The 15,243-nt window shown below is 65.4% G+C and carries 15 protein-coding genes; 1 reads left to right on the top strand and 14 read right to left on the bottom strand.

The window, feature by feature from the left end; translation table 11 throughout:
* Position 1: 1 nt before the first annotated feature.
* The 14 genes from dapF to HF684_RS11835 all read right to left on the bottom strand — a co-directional run bounded on the left by dapF (position 2) and on the right by HF684_RS11835 (position 13,687).
* Positions 2-991, bottom strand: a complete 990-nt coding sequence (gene dapF, locus HF684_RS11770) for a diaminopimelate epimerase (RefSeq protein ID WP_169252620.1) — start codon at positions 989-991, stop codon at positions 2-4.
* Between the two features lie 93 nt (positions 992-1,084).
* Positions 1,085-2,005: a tRNA (adenosine(37)-N6)-dimethylallyltransferase MiaA gene (gene miaA, locus HF684_RS11775; protein ID WP_169252621.1), complete on the bottom strand. Its 921-nt coding sequence runs from the start codon at positions 2,003-2,005 to the stop codon at positions 1,085-1,087.
* Positions 2,006-2,011: 6 nt separating this feature from the next.
* A complete protein-coding gene (locus HF684_RS11780; RefSeq protein ID WP_169252622.1) occupies positions 2,012-2,677 on the bottom strand; it encodes a hypothetical protein in 666 nt (221 codons plus the stop codon).
* Between the two features lies 1 nt (position 2,678).
* Positions 2,679-4,175: a tRNA (N6-isopentenyl adenosine(37)-C2)-methylthiotransferase MiaB gene (miaB, locus tag HF684_RS11785; RefSeq protein WP_169252623.1), complete on the bottom strand. Its 1,497-nt coding sequence runs from the start codon at positions 4,173-4,175 to the stop codon at positions 2,679-2,681.
* A 35-nt stretch (positions 4,176-4,210) separates the two neighbouring features.
* On the bottom strand, positions 4,211-5,278 hold the full coding sequence (locus HF684_RS18820) for a regulatory protein RecX (protein ID WP_248278912.1): 1,068 nt from the start codon (positions 5,276-5,278) through the stop codon (positions 4,211-4,213).
* Entirely contained in the window at positions 5,259-6,350 is a 1,092-nt protein-coding gene (recA, locus tag HF684_RS11795; RefSeq protein ID WP_025779746.1) for a recombinase RecA, read from the bottom strand. Before recA ends, HF684_RS18820 begins: the two co-directional genes overlap by 20 nt.
* Positions 6,351-6,541: 191 nt before the next feature.
* A complete protein-coding gene (locus tag HF684_RS11800; RefSeq protein ID WP_169252624.1) occupies positions 6,542-6,949 on the bottom strand; it encodes a VOC family protein in 408 nt (135 codons plus the stop codon).
* Positions 6,950-7,012: 63 nt separating this feature from the next.
* Positions 7,013-7,240, bottom strand: a complete 228-nt coding sequence (locus HF684_RS11805; protein WP_025779743.1) for a DUF3046 domain-containing protein — start codon at positions 7,238-7,240, stop codon at positions 7,013-7,015.
* Positions 7,240-7,569 (bottom strand): helix-turn-helix transcriptional regulator, encoded by a 330-nt coding sequence (locus HF684_RS11810; RefSeq protein ID WP_062244061.1) that lies wholly within the window; start codon positions 7,567-7,569, stop codon positions 7,240-7,242. The genes HF684_RS11805 and HF684_RS11810 overlap by 1 nt, the downstream gene beginning before the upstream one ends.
* 177 nt (positions 7,570-7,746) lie before the next feature.
* Positions 7,747-8,289 carry a CinA family protein gene (locus HF684_RS11815; protein ID WP_348981378.1) on the bottom strand — a complete coding sequence of 181 codons (543 nt, stop codon included), beginning with the start codon at positions 8,287-8,289 and terminating at the stop codon, positions 7,747-7,749.
* A complete protein-coding gene (gene pgsA, locus HF684_RS11820; protein ID WP_169252626.1) occupies positions 8,282-8,974 on the bottom strand; it encodes a CDP-diacylglycerol--glycerol-3-phosphate 3-phosphatidyltransferase in 693 nt (230 codons plus the stop codon). Before pgsA ends, HF684_RS11815 begins: the two co-directional genes overlap by 8 nt.
* A gap of 125 nt (positions 8,975-9,099) precedes the next feature.
* The gene (locus HF684_RS11825; RefSeq protein WP_348981379.1) at positions 9,100-11,880 is read right to left on the bottom strand and encodes a DNA translocase FtsK 4TM domain-containing protein; all 2,781 of its coding nucleotides are present in this window, start codon (positions 11,878-11,880) and stop codon (positions 9,100-9,102) included.
* 429 nt (positions 11,881-12,309) lie between these two features.
* Positions 12,310-13,113, bottom strand: coding sequence for a class I SAM-dependent methyltransferase (locus HF684_RS11830; protein ID WP_169252628.1), 804 nt, complete (start codon positions 13,111-13,113; stop codon positions 12,310-12,312).
* On the bottom strand, positions 13,103-13,687 hold the full coding sequence (locus HF684_RS11835; protein WP_169252629.1) for a winged helix-turn-helix domain-containing protein: 585 nt from the start codon (positions 13,685-13,687) through the stop codon (positions 13,103-13,105). The genes HF684_RS11830 and HF684_RS11835 overlap by 11 nt, the downstream gene beginning before the upstream one ends.
* A 234-nt stretch (positions 13,688-13,921) precedes the next feature.
* Here HF684_RS11835 and HF684_RS11840 point away from each other — a divergent pair, with 234 nt between their 5' ends.
* Positions 13,922-15,175 (top strand): MFS transporter, encoded by a 1,254-nt coding sequence (locus HF684_RS11840; RefSeq protein WP_282433938.1) that lies wholly within the window; start codon positions 13,922-13,924, stop codon positions 15,173-15,175.
* The last annotated feature ends 68 nt before the right edge of the window (positions 15,176-15,243 follow it).

Here is a 15,243-nt window from a genome sequence, read left to right on the forward strand (position 1 = left end):
CTCAGCTGATCGTGCCGCTGGCGACGAGGACCGCGGGTCCGGCGAGGCTGACGCGCCCGCTCGTTCCTTCGGCATCGGGTTCGATTTCGATGCGCAGCTGACCGCCGGGCACGTCGACTCTCCACTGCAGAGGTGACTGCTCGCCGGCCCAGTGGTGGGCTGCGATCGCTGCCGCGCAGGCTCCGGTTCCGCAGGAGCGGGTCTCGCCGACGCCGCGTTCGAACACGCGCATGCGCAGGGCGCCTTCTCCCCCGGCCACATCGGATCGGGCCGGTTCCATGACGATGTATTCGACATTCGAGCCCTGTGCGGGCACGGGGTCGAGGACGGGGGCATCACGCAGGTCGGCGGCGGCGAGTTCGGAATTCTCGGCCAGAGCGACGACGGTGTGCGGATTGCCGGTGGACACGCGCAATCCGGGTCGGGCGACCTCGATGCCTCCGGTGGTCACGAGCACGCTGCTTGACGGGTCGAGTGACCATTCCCCCATGTCGATCGTGTACCAGGCGTCGCTGGCAGATCCGGGCCCGGGCGTGCCGGTGTCGACGACATCGTCTCCGGTCTGGACGCCGAGAGCCGGGTTGAGGGTGGTGCGCACGGTCTTGATTCCGTCGCGGGTGCCGACGAGGATGTCGCGGGCCTCGGCGGAGACGCGGCCGCTGGCCACGAGCGCGTGGGCGAAGACGCGAACGCCGTTGCCGCACATCTCGGAGAGGCTGCCGTCGCTGTTGTAGTAGTCCATGAACCATTCGGCACCGGCGTCAGCCTGTTCGGCGGCCCCCGGGATGCCGCTGGCGGCGGAGCGGACGATGCGGATGATGCCGTCGGCGCCGAGTCCGGCCCGCCGGTCGGCGAGTGTGGCGACGGCTTCCGGATGCATCTCCAGCCTGCTGTCGTCGTCGGAGAGCAGAACGAAGTCGTTCTGGGTGCCGTGCCCCTTGACGAAGGTGACATCGGACCAGGCGGCGAACGGGGTATCCGGAGTGCTCATGACTCCATCCTATCGGGGACGGTCGGCTCAGGTCTTCAGTGCCCGTTCAGCACGTCGAGCGCGGCCGCCACATCGAGCTCGGCCGCTATGTCGTCAGTGCCCGCCCAGGACGTCGAGGGCGGCCGCCAGGTTCTGCTCGGCGTCGGCGGCGCTGCCGTCGATCCAGTGGATGCGCGGATCACGACGGAACCAGGTGTCCTGTCGACGTGCGAACTGCCGGGTGCGGATCGTCGTCTCGTCCTTCGCCGCGGCGGCGGTGAGCTCTCCGGACAGGTGGCGTTGGATCTGTGCGTACCCGATGGCGCGCGACGCCGTCTTGCCTTCGGCCAGTCCGGCGTCGAGGAGCCGAATCACTTCGTCGACCCACCCGTGATCCCACATGAGGTCGACGCGAGTGGCGATGCGCTCGTGAAGCACGGCTCGGTCCATGTTCAAACCCAGGTGCAGGGTCGGTTCGATCTCCTGGTAGTCCGGCAGCTGAGCGCTGAACGGACGCCCCGTGAGTTCGATGACTTCGAGGGCTCGCGCAATGCGTCGTTGGTCGTTGACGGTGATCTTCTCGGCCGCTTTCGGGTCGAGTTCGCGCAGCTTCTGATGCAGCGCCCACCGGTCGACGGCGACCTCGGCCTCAAGGCGGGCCCGCAGCTGAGGGTCGGTGCCCGGGAACTCCATATGGTCGACCGCAGCACGCACGTAGAGCCCGGACCCGCCGACGAGGATCGGGCGCAGTCCGCGCCCCCGGATGTCCGCGATCGCCGCCCGCGCACGCGTCTGAAAGTCCTGGACGTTCGCCTCTTCGGTGATGTCGAGGATGTCGATGAGATGGTGCGCAATCCCCCGCCGCTCATCGACCGGCAGCTTCGCTGTGCCGACGTCCATCCCTCGGTAGAACTGCATCGAATCCGTGTTGATGATCTCCCCGCCGAGGCGGCCGGCCAGATCCAGCGCAAGGTCCGATTTCCCGGTGGCGGTGGCTCCGACGACGGTGATGATCGGCGCGTTATCCTCAGCCATCGGCGATCATGCCCAGATTCCGGTGCCGCAGAGTGTCCGCACGTCGTGAACGGGTTCGTCGACAACCGGTTCCAGCGTCGACACCCGAGCACCGTGGTCGACGACGTGGCGGATTCCTGCGGCAAGCACGCTGAGATTCGCGGCCATGGTCTCCGCGCGCTCACTGAGTTCGACCAGTCTTGCGGTGTCGAGCGTGGGCCCGGAGGTGAGTGTCTCCACGACTGCGTCATCGAAGTCTGCGGCGCCGTCGATCGGGGCCAGGGGTGCGTCCTCAGCTGCGGCTCCCGACAGGTCGATGGGCAGCAGAAGATTCTCGCTCGATCCGAGTGGGCCGGTGCCGACGCCGGCGGCGTGAGCGTGAAGGATCGCGACGATGATGGCCGGGTCGGCCGCCTCGGCGAGTCTGCGTTCTTCCCCCGTCAGGGCGTCAACGGTGTCGACCCAGTCGGCTCCGGCCAGAAACCGACCTGTGCGAGTATCGACTCCACGGTCGATCCCCCAACCGCCGAGCCCGGCCACGGGCGGCAGGGTCTCGATGGGCAGCGCCCAGTCGGACTGCGACCTCACGGTGTTGTGGAGCGCGGTCCGCAGTTCGACCATACGAGTGGTTTCGCTGCGGTCGATGTTCTCGAGCAGCACAGGAGCTGCCGGGATGACGGCGAAGGCGCCCATCTCAGCCGCGGGCGCGGATGGTCGGCATGCCGAGATTCGTCGTGCCGGCAGCACTCTGGCCGGGGCTCGGTGCACCGCAGCTGTCGGCCTGTGCCCGGTCGTAGGCATCACCGGCGCGGGAAGGGCGCACGGAGAACCCGGAATCGGCGAGGAGGAAGTAGGGCTTCGCTTCGGTGACGGTCGCGGTGACGAAGTCGCCGGGCCGAGGCATCTGGGCGCCGTCGGGGATTCCGACATGGACGAGTCGATTGTCTTCGGCACGACCGCTCAGCCTGGGGGAATCGGCGTGGGGCAGTTTGGTCACGAGCACCTCGACCTCACGGCCGATCTGGGCTTTGTTCTCGTCCCAGGCGATTTCGTCCTGGAGTGCGGTGAGGCGTTTGAACCGCTCCTGAACGACGTCCTTCGGCACCTGGTTGTCCATCGTCGCCGCGGGTGTGCCGGGGCGGATGGAGTACTGGAAGGTGAAAGCCTGGGAGAACCGGGCACGGCGGACGATGTCCATCGTGCCTTGAAAGTCTTCTTCGGTCTCTCCGGGGAAGCCGACGATGATATCGGTGGTGATGGCCGCGTGCGGGATGCGCTCGCGCACGGTGTCGAGGATGTTCATGAACCGCTTGGTCCGGTAGGACCGCCGCATGGATTTGAGGATCGTGTCCGAACCGGACTGCAGCGGCATGTGCAGCTGCGGCATGACGGTCGGGGTCTCTGCCATTGCGTCGATGACGTCGTCGGAGAAGGCAGCCGGATGCGGGCTGGTGAAGCGGACCCGCTCGATCCCGTCGACGTTGCCGACGGCGCGCAGCAGTTTCGCGAACGCGCCCTTGTCGCGGAATTCGGCACCGTAGGAGTTGACGTTCTGGCCGAGCAGAGTGACTTCGACGACTCCGTCGGCGACGAGTGCTTCGACTTCGGCAAGGATGTCGCCGGGACGGCGGTCCTTCTCCTTGCCGCGCAGGCTGGGGACGATGCAGAAGGTGCAGGTGTTGTTGCAGCCGACCGAGATCGACACCCACCCGGAGTGCTGGGATTCGCGCCGGCTGGGCAGGGTGGAGGGGAAGACGTCGAGGCTTTCGAGGATCTCGACCTGCGCTTCCTCGTTGTGGCGGGCGCGTTCGAGCAGAGCCGGCAGGGAACCCATGTTGTGGGTGCCGAAGACCACGTCGACCCAGGGGGCCTTCTTCACGATCGTGTCGCGGTCCTTCTGTGCCATGCATCCGCCGACGGCGATCTGGAGACCGGGATGGTTCTCCTTGACCTTCGCGAGCTGGCCGAGGTTGCCGTAGAGGCGGTTGTCCGCGTTTTCGCGGACGGCGCAGGTGTTGAAGACGACGACGTCGGCCTGGTCGTCGGTGTTCGCCTGAACGTAGCCGGCGTCGTCGAGCAGTCCGGACAGACGCTCGGAGTCGTGCACGTTCATCTGACATCCGTAGGTCTTGACCTCGTAGCTGCGAGGGGTGGCACCGGATGTCGTCGGGGATTCAATCAGTTCAGTCATGGCGCACCTATTCTAGCCGTTCCCCGGGTGCCGTTTCAGTCGTCGGTGAGCACGTCGCGTGTGACCTTGATGCAGATCGCCGAGGGGAAGCCGCGGCGGGCGAGCATGCCGAGGATCCGACGCTCCCGCACCGCATAGTCGAGACGCCGCGTGGAGGCGGCCTTCTTTTCGGCGACTTCGCGGGCGAGCTCTTCCTCGCCGTCGATGTCGGCCACGGCCTCGGAGGCCAGTTCGGGGCTGATGCCCTTCTTGCTCAGTTCGCGTTTGAGCACGGACCGGGAGAGTTTCCGGTTCTCGCGCTGTGCCCGTGCGAAACGGTGCGCGAACTCTTCGTCGTTGAGCAGCCGCGAGTTCTTGAGCTTCTCGATGAGGACATCGATCGCTTCGGGCATGAGGTCGCGTTTGAGGAGCTTCTTGCGCAGTTCATCGCTGGAGTGATCGCGCATGGCGAGCATGTTCATCGCAGTCTTCTTCGCCTGGGCGTAGTCCGCATCGAAGTCGGGTGCCTCGTCCTCGTCCTCATCGAAGCTCAGCCCGGGACCGGAAGCGAAGTCGGGTGGGCCGTCGCTGTCATCCAGAAAGTCTGTCGCGGCATTGCCATCGCTCGCCAGGAGATCTGGACCATCATTCTCGGCGGCAAGGAAATCAGGAACGTCGATGAAGTCCGGAGTCGAGTCGGTACCGCCTTCGACCCACCCGTTGTCCGGTTCCTGCTGCTGTCGCTTCCAGCCGCTGGAGTTCTTCTTGCCCGTGGAACCGGCTGTCGTGCCGACCTTCGACCCCGCTCGTAAAGACTTCCCCGACTGCGTCCCCGAGCCCCCTCCGGAACGCGACGCCGAACTCTTTCGGCTGCCGGATCGACCATTGCCGCCGGTGACATCATCGTCGTCGAGGCCGGAGAGACCGGCGAAGAATCCGGCCTCCCCTTCGGCATGACGTTGGTCGATCTCCGAGATTGCGCTGCGCAGCTGCGAGAGCGTCTCGGTCTGAGTCGAGTCGTTCCGACCGGAGTCCCTCGCACCGACCGTGTCAGTCGCTGCGGTGGGCTCGTGGCCGGTGTACTCGTCGTCAGTCGACGAGGCGTCAGGAGACTTCGACGTCATCCGTCTGTGCTTCTCCGGCCGCCTCGGCGCCGTCCTCGGGTTCGTCGACCTGGATGAGACCCAGCTTGTGCTTGATCTTCAGCTCGATCTCTTCGGCCAGGCCAGGGTTGTCGCGGAGGAAGTTGCGGACGTTCTCCTTGCCCTGCCCCAGCTGATCGCCGTCATAGGTGAACCAGGAACCGGACTTGCGCACGATGCCGTTGTCGACGCCCATATCGATGAGGCTGCCTTCGCGGGAGATGCCGTGGCCGTAGAGGATGTCGAACTCGGCCTGCTTGAACGGCGGAGCGACCTTGTTCTTCACGATCTTCGCACGGGTTCGGTTGCCGACCGCGTCCTGACCTTCCTTGAGGGTCTCGATGCGGCGGACGTCGATGCGCACGGAGGCGTAGAACTTCAGTGCCTTACCGCCCGAGGTGGTCTCCGGGGAACCGAAGAAGACGCCGACCTTCTCACGCAGCTGGTTGATGAAGATCGCGGTGGTCTTCGACTGGGCCAAGGCACCGGTGATCTTACGCAGGGCCTGAGACATCAGGCGGGCCTGCAGACCGACGTGGCTGTCGCCCATCTCGCCTTCGATCTCGGCCTTGGGCACCAGGGCTGCGACGGAGTCGATGACGATGATGTCCAGCGCTCCGGAGCGGATGAGCATATCGGCGATCTCGAGTGCCTGCTCACCGGTGTCCGGCTGGGAGACGAGGAGCTGATCGGTGTCGACGCCGAGCTTCTTCGCATACTCGGGGTCGAGTGCGTGCTCGGCATCGATGAACCCGGCGATTCCGCCGGCCTTCTGAGCGTTCGCCACGGCGTGGAGAGCCACGGTCGTCTTACCGGAGGATTCCGGACCGTAGATCTCGACGACGCGACCGCGCGGCAGACCGCCGATGCCCAGCGCGATGTCGAGTGCGACCGAGCCGGTCGGGATGGAGGCGATGGGCTCACGCACACCGTCACCGAGGCGCATGATCGCGCCCTTGCCGTAGTTGCGATCGATCTGGCCCATTGCGGCTTCGAGTGCCTTCGACTTGTCGCCGCCGGTGGGAACCTGAAGGTTCTTGGGTGTACGTGCCATGACGTCTCCTCTTCGTTGCTTTTCCTTTGAGACCAAGGCTAGAAGATGGCACTGACATAACGACAGAGGAAGCGATTCCCCCGTGGATAACCAGCCACTCATGGTCACAGGTCCCGTGATTCCTCACCAGGATAACCCACATGGGAACAGGTGTTCTATATATTCGGGTGTGTCGCGTGTCTCCGCGGAATCTAGGCCGACGCCAGGCCCAGCTGCCAGGTGAGACCGAAGCGGTCGCCCACCCATCCGAACGGTCCGAACCCGTAGTCGTCGAGCGGCATGAACACAGTCCCCTGCGCGCTCAGTGCGGTGAAGAGGCGTTCGAGCTCCTCGGCCGATTCGCAGTCGACCATGAGCGAGACACCAGGGGTGATGTCCCACTCGTGAGCGACGAAGCTGTCGCTCAACCGCAGTCTCTGCCCCGCGATCTCGATCTCGGACATGATGACCGTGCCCTCGGCACCCGGTCCCTCGGGACCGTAGCGATTGTCGAGGATCACTCGCCCGTCCGCGAAGAGTTCGACATAGGTTTCCATGGCTTCGGCGGCGCTCTGGCCGCGGCTGGGCTGGAAGGTGATGAACGGGACGGCCTGATTCATGCGGTCAGTCTACACTCGGCCGACATCGCGCCGACAGAGAAGGTTTCGCGCAGCTGCGAGAAATCAGAACGGAGTCGAGCGCGGCTTCTCCTTGCCCAGGCGACGGGATTCGGGAACGCCCATGGAGTCGCACACGGCGATCCAGATATCGCGGGGTTCGACGCCGGCTTCGAATGCCTGCGCCGCGGTTCGTGAGCCCAATGAGCTCAGAGTGAGGTCGGTGTGCAGGGAGGCGGCACGAGCCTCACCGAACTCCTCGTTCATGAGGATCCAGTAGAGCGTGTGCCGCATCAGGGCTTGGCAGCCAGCCGCGGAGAAGAGTATCCCTCGGGGTGACCGAGGATCTTGTCCGAGAGCTCCTGCGGAATGGTGTCGGGGATCTGCACGCCCTCTTCGAGTGCGAAGCGATCGGACACGGACGACAGCAGTGCCGACAGCGGCAGATCGAGTGCTTCACAGATCGCCGACAGCAGCTCCGATGAGGCTTCCTTCTGTCCGCGCTCGATCTCGCTGAGGTAGCCCAGCGAAACGCTGGCCCCGGTCGAGACATCGCGAAGGGTGCGTCCTTGACGACGGCGGGCGGAACGTAGTGCGTCGCCGATTTCGACTCTCAGTAACATAACGCGGCCCTCCCTTTGTCAGCGCGTCCCGTCAATGTAGTTCCAACAACCTTACAACCTGGCCGTGACACAGCACCAACCTGGTGCCCCGAGCGGATGGTATTGCCAGTCCATTCGAAGACTTTGGAGAATTTTCGTCCGATGGTCATCACCCGGTCAACCCCACAGCAGACGAACTTATTCCGCGGCGTCCTCGCCAGCATTCGACGCCTGCCCGGCCTCGGGCCCGAAGGCGAGTTCGCGCACGAATTCGTCGAGGTTGACCGCCATCGCCTGTACCGTCTGGCTGCGGATAGCATCGCGGTCACCGGTGAACTCGTGTTCGAAGACCTTCGCCTTCCCGCCGAAGGCGATCGCGGTGTAGACGAGTCCGACGGGCTTGTCGTCCTGCGGATCGGGACCGGCGACCCCGGTGCAGGAGATCCCGATGTCGGCGACGCACTGCACGGCCGTGCCGACAGCCATCTGTGCGGCGACGACCGGGTCAATCGGTCCGGTCTCCTCGAGGTGGTCGGCATTCACTCCGGCCAGGCTCGCCTTGAGGTCGGTGGCGTAGGTGACCAGTCCCCCGCGCACCACTGCCGAAGCTCCCGGCACGTCGACGAGCGAGGCGACGAAGCGTCCGCCGGTCAGCGATTCCGCCGACGCCAGCGAGATCCCCAGCTGAGAACAGGTGGAGATGATGCGACGCGCGGTCGCCATGAGCTCGGACTCAGCCACGCTGCGTGTCCCCGCCGGTCTGAGTGTCCCCAGCGCTCGGCGCATCCCCGCCGTTGCCGTTCTTCGCGTCCTTGTACAGCTTCGCCGCCTGCACGCAGTAGTCGACGCCGGTGACGATGGTGACGACGATGGCCGCGGCCATGATGATCCAGGCGACGACGAGGAGGATGACGGAGACGACGGAGGGCAGCACGTCCGAGAGCGGGAAGACCACCAGGAACAGCCCGATCGCCGCCGTCTGCAGCACGGTCTTGATCTTGCCGCCGCGCGAGGCGGGCATGACAGCAATGCGGATCATGAAGAACCGCAGCACGGTGATGCCGAATTCGCGCACGAGGATGATCACGGGCACCCACCAGGGCAGTTCGGCGATGATCGCCAGACCGATGAGTGCGGCTGCCATGAGCGATTTGTCAGCGATGGGATCGGCGATCTTGCCGAAGTTCGTGATGAGGTTGTTCCGCCTAGCCAGGTAGCCGTCGACGAAGTCGGTGAACATGGCCAGCAGGAACACGACGAGCGCCCACCAGCGCAGGGTCACATCGTTGCCGCCGTCGGTCAGCAGGAGCACGAGGAACAGGGGCACCATGAGGATGCGCAGCACCGTGAGTGCGTTCGGAATGTTCCACGGACTCGGTTCTGCTGCGGGCTGCTGGGAGGCTCCGGCCTCGACTCGATCGTTCACGCATCCAGCCTATCGGAGTGAGCTGAGCAGATCATTCCAACCGTGGGAATGACGACGACAATCGCCGAGGCGGCGCACCGTCGCAACGGTGAGCCGCCTCGGCGAGGGGTGGGGTTCGGATCAGATCAGCGGCCGGTGAGCTGCCAGGCGTCCTCTCCTGCGGCTTCGACGACCTCGAGCCCGGTCTCCGGGTCGACGTCGCCGACGGTGAGGTCGCCGGCATGGCCGACTCCGTTCGCGTATCGGTCGGACGATGCTGAGCTGTACGACGCCGAGCCGTGGGAGGTGTCCCCGTAGTCGTCGTCGAACTCCTCGTCGTAGTCCCCGGCCGCCGAGGCGTGCCCGGATCCGGACTGGCCGTGGCCCTGGCCCCCGTCGGTCGGGGCGTCGGCCGCCGCGCCGGACGAATCACCGTCGGGCGGGGTCTCGCCCTTGATGATGGCCAGGGTGCCGGGCAGATCGTCGGGGCGCACGAGCACATCGCGGGCCTTCGATCCCTCGGACGGTCCGACGATGCCGCGGGACTCCATGAGGTCCATGAGGCGACCGGCCTTGGCGAAGCCGACGCGCAGCTTGCGCTGGAGCATCGAGGTCGATCCGAACTGCGTGGTCACGACCTGTTCGATCGCCTGGAGCAGCAGTTCGAGGTCGTCTCCGATGTCCTCGTCGATCTGCTTCTTCGGTGCTTCGACGGCCACGTCTTCGCGGTAGTTCGGGGTCAGCTGGCTCTTGACGTGTTCGACGACCTTCTCGATCTCGGATTCGTTGACCCAGGCTCCCTGGACGCGCATCGGTTTGGCCGCACCCATCGGCAGGAACAGGGCGTCACCCTGACCGATGAGCTTCTCCGCGCCGGGCTGGTCGAGCACGACTCGCGAGTCGGCCAGCGATGAGGTTGCGAACGCCAGACGCGAGGGCACATTCGCCTTGATGAGACCGGTGACGACGTCGACGCTGGGTCGCTGCGTGGCGAGGATCAGGTGGATGCCGGCGGCACGGGCCAGCTGAGTGATGCGCTGGATCGAGGCTTCGACGTCGCGCGGGGCGACCATCATGAGGTCGGCGAGCTCGTCGACGACGACCAGCAGGTACGGGTAGGGCTGGAGGACGCGTTCGGACCCGGCGGGCGGCTGGATGCGGCCCTCGCGGACGGCCTTGTTGAACTCCTTGACGTGCTTGAAGCCGTAGTTCGCGAGGTCGTCGTAGCGGGCGTCCATTTCGCGCACGACCCATTCGAGCGCCTCGGCGGCCTTCTTCGGGTTCGTGATGATCGGGGTGATCAGGTGCGGGATGCCTTCGTAGATCGTCAGCTCGACGCGCTTGGGGTCGACGAGGATCATGCGGACCTCGTCGGGGGTCGCGCGCATCATGATCGAGGTGATCATGGAGTTGACGAAGCTCGACTTACCGGCACCGGTGGCACCGGCGACGAGCAGGTGGGGCATCTTCGACAGATCGGCGACGACGAATCCGCCTTCGACGTCCTTGCCCACGCCCATGACCATGGGGTGGTCGGTCTTGCGGGCGGCTTTCGAACGCAGCACGTCGCCGAGGGCGACGTTCTCGCGGTCGGTGTTCGGGATCTCGATGCCGATGGCCTTCTTGCCGGGGATCGGCGAGAGGATGCGCACATCTGCGCTGGCCACGGCGTAGGCGATGTTCTTCGACAGGGCCGTGACCTTCTCGACCTTCGTACCGGCGCCGAGCTCCACCTCGTAGCGGGTGACCGTCGGTCCGCGGGAGAACCCGGTGACCTCGGCGTCGATCTTGAACTGCTCGAGGACATCGCGCAGGGCTTCGACGACACGGTCGTTGGCCTCGGAGCGTTCCTTGGCGGGAGGTCCGGGCTGGAGGTTGTCGGAGGCGGGCAGGGTGTAGGTGACATCGCCGGCCAGGGTGAGCTGCTCGACGCGTTCGGGCAGCTGCTCCGTGGGTGGAGGTGCAGGTGCGTTCGTGATCGGCACCGGCGCCGAGGCGGCAGCGGGCTCGGACTTCTTCGCCTGGTTCGCGGCGTCGTCGTCCATCCCGATGGTCTTCTTCAGCTCGGCCATCTCGCGTTCGGCCTTGGTGGGGCGGCGCTGGCCGGGCTTGAGCTTCGGCTCCGGGCTGGTCTCGATCCGGGTGGTGTCGGCCTCTTCGTCGCTGACGTCGTCCTCGTGGATGTAGGCCTTGTCGTAGGCCTTCGTAGCGGTGTCGTCGTCGGCGGCATCCGAGTCGGCATCGGGGATCTCGGTCTTCTTCTTCCGACTGCGGCGCTTGGCGCCCATCACGGGTTTGAGGTCGGAGGTGCGGCCGTTCTCGGCAACGAGGTCGGACTGTTTGGTCTCGGCCGCCTCGGCGTCGGTGGCGGGTCGGGCACCGCCGGTGAGTCGGTAGTACAGGTCTGTGAGTCGGCGGGGAATCGCGCGCACCGGGGTTGCGGTGACCACGAGCAGGGAGAACAGCCCGAGGAGGACGAGCAGCGGCACGGCGACGTAGACGGTGGTCGCGACGACCAGCGGCGAGGACACGACGAATCCGAGGGCGCCTCCCCCGTTGGCCATGGCTTCGCGGGAGTTCGTGAAGGTCGGGTTGCCGGCGGCGATATGGGCCAGCCCCGAGGCGGCGAGCAGACCGAAGATCATCCCGATGAGGATGCGGTTGTTGCCGCGGTTGTCGTCGCCGCGCAGGAACAGGCGGATCGCATAGCAGGTGAAGACCACCGGCAGGGCGAGTGCCACTCGGCCGAAGGTGCCTTCGACGATTCCGCGGACGGCGTCGCTCATCGCGCCGGGGATGTTCCACCATTCGAAGGCGGCGATGATGATCGAGAGTCCGATGAGGAAGAACGCGGTGCCGTCCCGCTTCGTCGGTGATTGATCGGTCGGTTCGTCGCTGAGAGTCTTTCGCGCACGGTTTCCGGCCATGTGGGCCACTCCCCTCCATGCACCGGTGACAACGTTTGTCCCGGGTTCTTCGGTCCCCGCTTGACCGGACCGACCAGCGTTTTTGCGCGCTGTGCGTTTCCCGGAACCAGAAGCGGGGGAAGTCGTTCTGGTCGCCATGTCTCTCATCTTAGGACGATATTGCGCTCCTGCCCAGCAAATCCGCAGGTTTCGGCGTGCCACCAGGGGCGATGTTCCGCCCCGCGTGTCACCGCCCAAACCCGGCTCCACGCCTGCAAGAGCTCGCTCCTTCGATGGTTCGATCGTCTCCGCCACCGGCGGGCCGACGTGGCCGAGACGGCTCGCCTAGTGCGATTTCGCGGCCGTGAGCGAGTTAAGTGTGCTCAGATTGCCCGTTTTCCTAGACATTCTGGCATTCTGAGCACACTTAACTTGCCGTTCGCGGCAGAATCAGCGTGGCTGATCCAGGTCGACATCCTGCAGATAGTTCCATTGGGTCTTTCGAGCGATGAAGACGAACTCGCGGCCCGGTCTGTCCGGTGCATCACGGATCTCTTCGACGACGAATCCGGCGTCCTCCAGTGATTTCGTCAGTTCAGCGCGGTCACGAAACCTCAGGCGGCTCTGCTGTTCGACGCGGCGGCCGTCCCGTTCGAAGACCAACATTCCGAAGAAGTCGACGAACGCGCCGTGCGCGGCGTCGAATTCCACCCACGACTCGACTGTCCCCTCACCGTCAACCTCGGCCGTCGAATAGGTGTTCACCTTCGTCCATTCCCGCCACGCCTGCCTCTCGGGGTCGCGTGATTCGAAGACGAGGAGTCCGCCCGGCGACAGTCTCCGGCGGATCGCCGTCAACGTCTCCGGCCAGGCTTCATCTCCGAGCATCGCCTGCGCCACGTTGGCTGTCATGAAAGCCATGTCGGCCTGCAGCGGAGGCAGGTCCGCTGCGATCCCGTGGACCCACGTCACCTTGCCGGCATGGGGTTTCGACTGCGCCACGTCCAACGCCAACGCCGAGGGATCGACGCCCACGACCTCCACTCCCCGACCGGCGAGCATCGTGGCGAACGTGCCCGTTCCGCATCCCACATCCACCACCGAGGCGGCCCCGAACTCCTCGACCATCGCCGCGTAGACGTCGAGGTCGTCCCGTTCGGGCCCTTCGAAGATGTCATAGACGGCCGCACAGCGCGCGTCGACATAGCTGTCCCCGGCGTCATCAGCGGGATTCCGAGCGCCGTCAGCGGGCATGCGGATCACTCGGATGCATGGCGATGAACAGACCCCACTGAGTGGCGCCGTCCTTCTTGCGCCGACTGCGGAACTCTTCGAACAGCTCATCGATCCGCGACCGGAATTCCTCAACCTCATCCTCGGTGAGCATCGCGGCCATCCGCCCCATCGTCCGCTCCTCATACGGTGCGGCGGTGAATTCGGCGGTGAAGGCCTCGAGCATTTCGGTCGTCATATCGCCGGTGTTGAGGAACCAGCTTTTGCCCGTGGCGAGGTACGGGATCTCCCTGGACCCGCGCTTGCCCCGCCGCGCCTCCTGCGCTTCGAGGAAGCCGGTGTCGGCGAGCATCCGCACGTGGTGGAGCGAGGTCGCGGGATTGAGGCCGGTCGCCTCGGCGATCTCACGATTGCTCAGGGCTTCGTCCAGGCACAGCCGCAGGATTCGGATGCGAATACTCGAGGCCAGCGTTTTGGCCTCGGCCTCGGTGGCGTCCCGGCGCTCGACTGCTCGGGCGAGGGAGGCCGCGGCGGGTGTCTGCCCTGTCGAACTCGGGTCGGGCGATTGCCCGGCCGCAGGAGTGTCATCGTTCATGCCTCAACGCTAGCGAGTGATCGGGAGAAGTCAATCAATCCCCTAAAGTGATTGACTTTTCCCAATCGATCATGGAGCATTACTGATTGGCAACCCTCAATCACTGACGCTCAATCATTGATCCTCCGCCCGCCGTCTCGAGGAAGAGCCATGGCCACATCCGACCAACCGCCGTCGAGCGAACCACAACAGCAGCACGGTCCCGCTTCATCGCAGCGGCCGAAACACGTCTCGCTGTGGAGACACCGCGATTTCATGAAGCTGTGGGCAGGCGACACGGTCTCTGTGTTCGGATCCGAGCTCGTCCTCTTTGCCCTGCCCCTCATCGCCGTGCAGATCCTCCACGCCGACGCCTTCGAAATGGGAGTGCTCGCAGCCCTGGAAACTGCGGCGTTCCTGCTCATCAGCCTGCCCGCCGGGGCCTGGGTCGACCGTCTGCCGAAGAGACTGGTCATCGTCTCCGGCGACATCATCCGCGCCGCCATCCTTCTGACCATCCCGGTGACCTGGATGGTCGGCGCCCTGAGCATGGTCCAGCTCTACCTCGTCGCGGCCGGAGTCGGAATCGTCAGTGTCTTCTTCGACATCGCCAATCAGTCCTATCTGCCCGAGCTCGTCGACAGCGAGGCAATCTCCGACGGCAACGGCAAGCTCCAAGCCAGCCAGGAGACTGCCGGAGTCGCAGGCCCTACGCTTGCCTCCGGACTGGTCACCGCGATCGGGGCCCCGCTCACCGTGGGACTGACGAGCATCTGCATGGGACTCTCCAGCATCCTCGTCGGGCTCATCCGACACCGCGAAACCCCACGGCCGGCCGAGGTGCGGGCCGGACTCGTCGCCGAGATCCGCGAGGGACTCGGTTTCGTCATCGGCCACCCGCTGCTGCGCCGGATCACCGCGTGCACAGGTCTGACGAACTTCGCGTCGTCGGGCATCTTCGCTCTCTTCGTGCTGTACGCCCTCACCACGCTGGGACTCCACCAGGTCGAGCTCGGCATCATCATGTCCGTCGCCTCGGCCGGCGGCATCCTCGGTGCGCTCTCTGCCGCATGGGTGCAGAAGATCCTCGGCGAAGGAACGAGCATCGCCCTGTCCGCGCTGATCGGCGGCCTCTGCTTCCTCGGTGTCCCGCTCGCGACCGTTCTGCCCGCACTGCCGACCCTGCTGATCAGCTGGTTCCTTGTGACCTGGGCGGTCGTTGTTTACAACATTGCGCAGGTGAGCTTCCGCCAGCGTCTGTGCCCGAAGCCGCTGCTGGGCCGGATGAACGCTTCCATCCGCTTCCTCGTGTGGGGGCCGATGCCGCTCGGCGCTTTCCTCGCAGGCATCCTCGGCGACTGGCTCGGGGTGACGACGACGATGTGGATTTTGGCGGCCTGTGCGCTGCTCGGCTCACTTCCGGTGCTCGCCTCCCGCCTGCTGCGGATGCGCGAACTTCCCCGCGAACTCGATCTGCTCAACAGCGACGAAACAACCGCACGACAGTGAGAAGAGGCACGTCTGACGGGGTCGAATCTCCCTGAGAGCGAAACGCTCCTGGCGTTGAGCGAGATAAG

Source organism: Brevibacterium sp. 'Marine', from assembly GCF_012844365.1.
GTDB lineage: Bacteria > Actinomycetota > Actinomycetes > Actinomycetales > Brevibacteriaceae > Brevibacterium.

Excerpts from the sequence above, each read along its gene's own strand:
- HF684_RS11780 (WP_169252622.1), bottom strand. The coding sequence starts at position 2,677 with ATGGGCGCCTTCGCCGTCATCCCGGCAGCTCCTGTGCTGCTCGAGAAC.
- HF684_RS18820 (WP_248278912.1), bottom strand. The coding sequence starts at position 5,278 with ATGACGTCGAAGTCTCCTGACGCCTCGTCGACTGACGACGAGTACACC.
- HF684_RS11805 (WP_025779743.1), bottom strand. The coding sequence starts at position 7,240 with ATGCGGCACACGCTCTACTGGATCCTCATGAACGAGGAGTTCGGTGAG.
- dapF (WP_169252620.1), bottom strand. The coding sequence starts at position 991 with ATGAGCACTCCGGATACCCCGTTCGCCGCCTGGTCCGATGTCACCTTC.
- HF684_RS11810 (WP_062244061.1), bottom strand. The coding sequence starts at position 7,569 with ATGTTACTGAGAGTCGAAATCGGCGACGCACTACGTTCCGCCCGCCGT.
- HF684_RS11825 (WP_348981379.1), bottom strand. The coding sequence starts at position 11,880 with ATGGCCGGAAACCGTGCGCGAAAGACTCTCAGCGACGAACCGACCGAT.
- recA (WP_025779746.1), bottom strand. The coding sequence starts at position 6,350 with ATGGCACGTACACCCAAGAACCTTCAGGTTCCCACCGGCGGCGACAAG.
- miaA (WP_169252621.1), bottom strand. The coding sequence starts at position 2,005 with ATGGCTGAGGATAACGCGCCGATCATCACCGTCGTCGGAGCCACCGCC.
- HF684_RS11830 (WP_169252628.1), bottom strand. The coding sequence starts at position 13,113 with ATGCCCGCTGACGGCGCTCGGAATCCCGCTGATGACGCCGGGGACAGC.
- HF684_RS11800 (WP_169252624.1), bottom strand. The coding sequence starts at position 6,949 with ATGAATCAGGCCGTCCCGTTCATCACCTTCCAGCCCAGCCGCGGCCAG.
- HF684_RS11835 (WP_169252629.1), bottom strand. The coding sequence starts at position 13,687 with ATGAACGATGACACTCCTGCGGCCGGGCAATCGCCCGACCCGAGTTCG.
- miaB (WP_169252623.1), bottom strand. The coding sequence starts at position 4,175 with ATGACTGAACTGATTGAATCCCCGACGACATCCGGTGCCACCCCTCGC.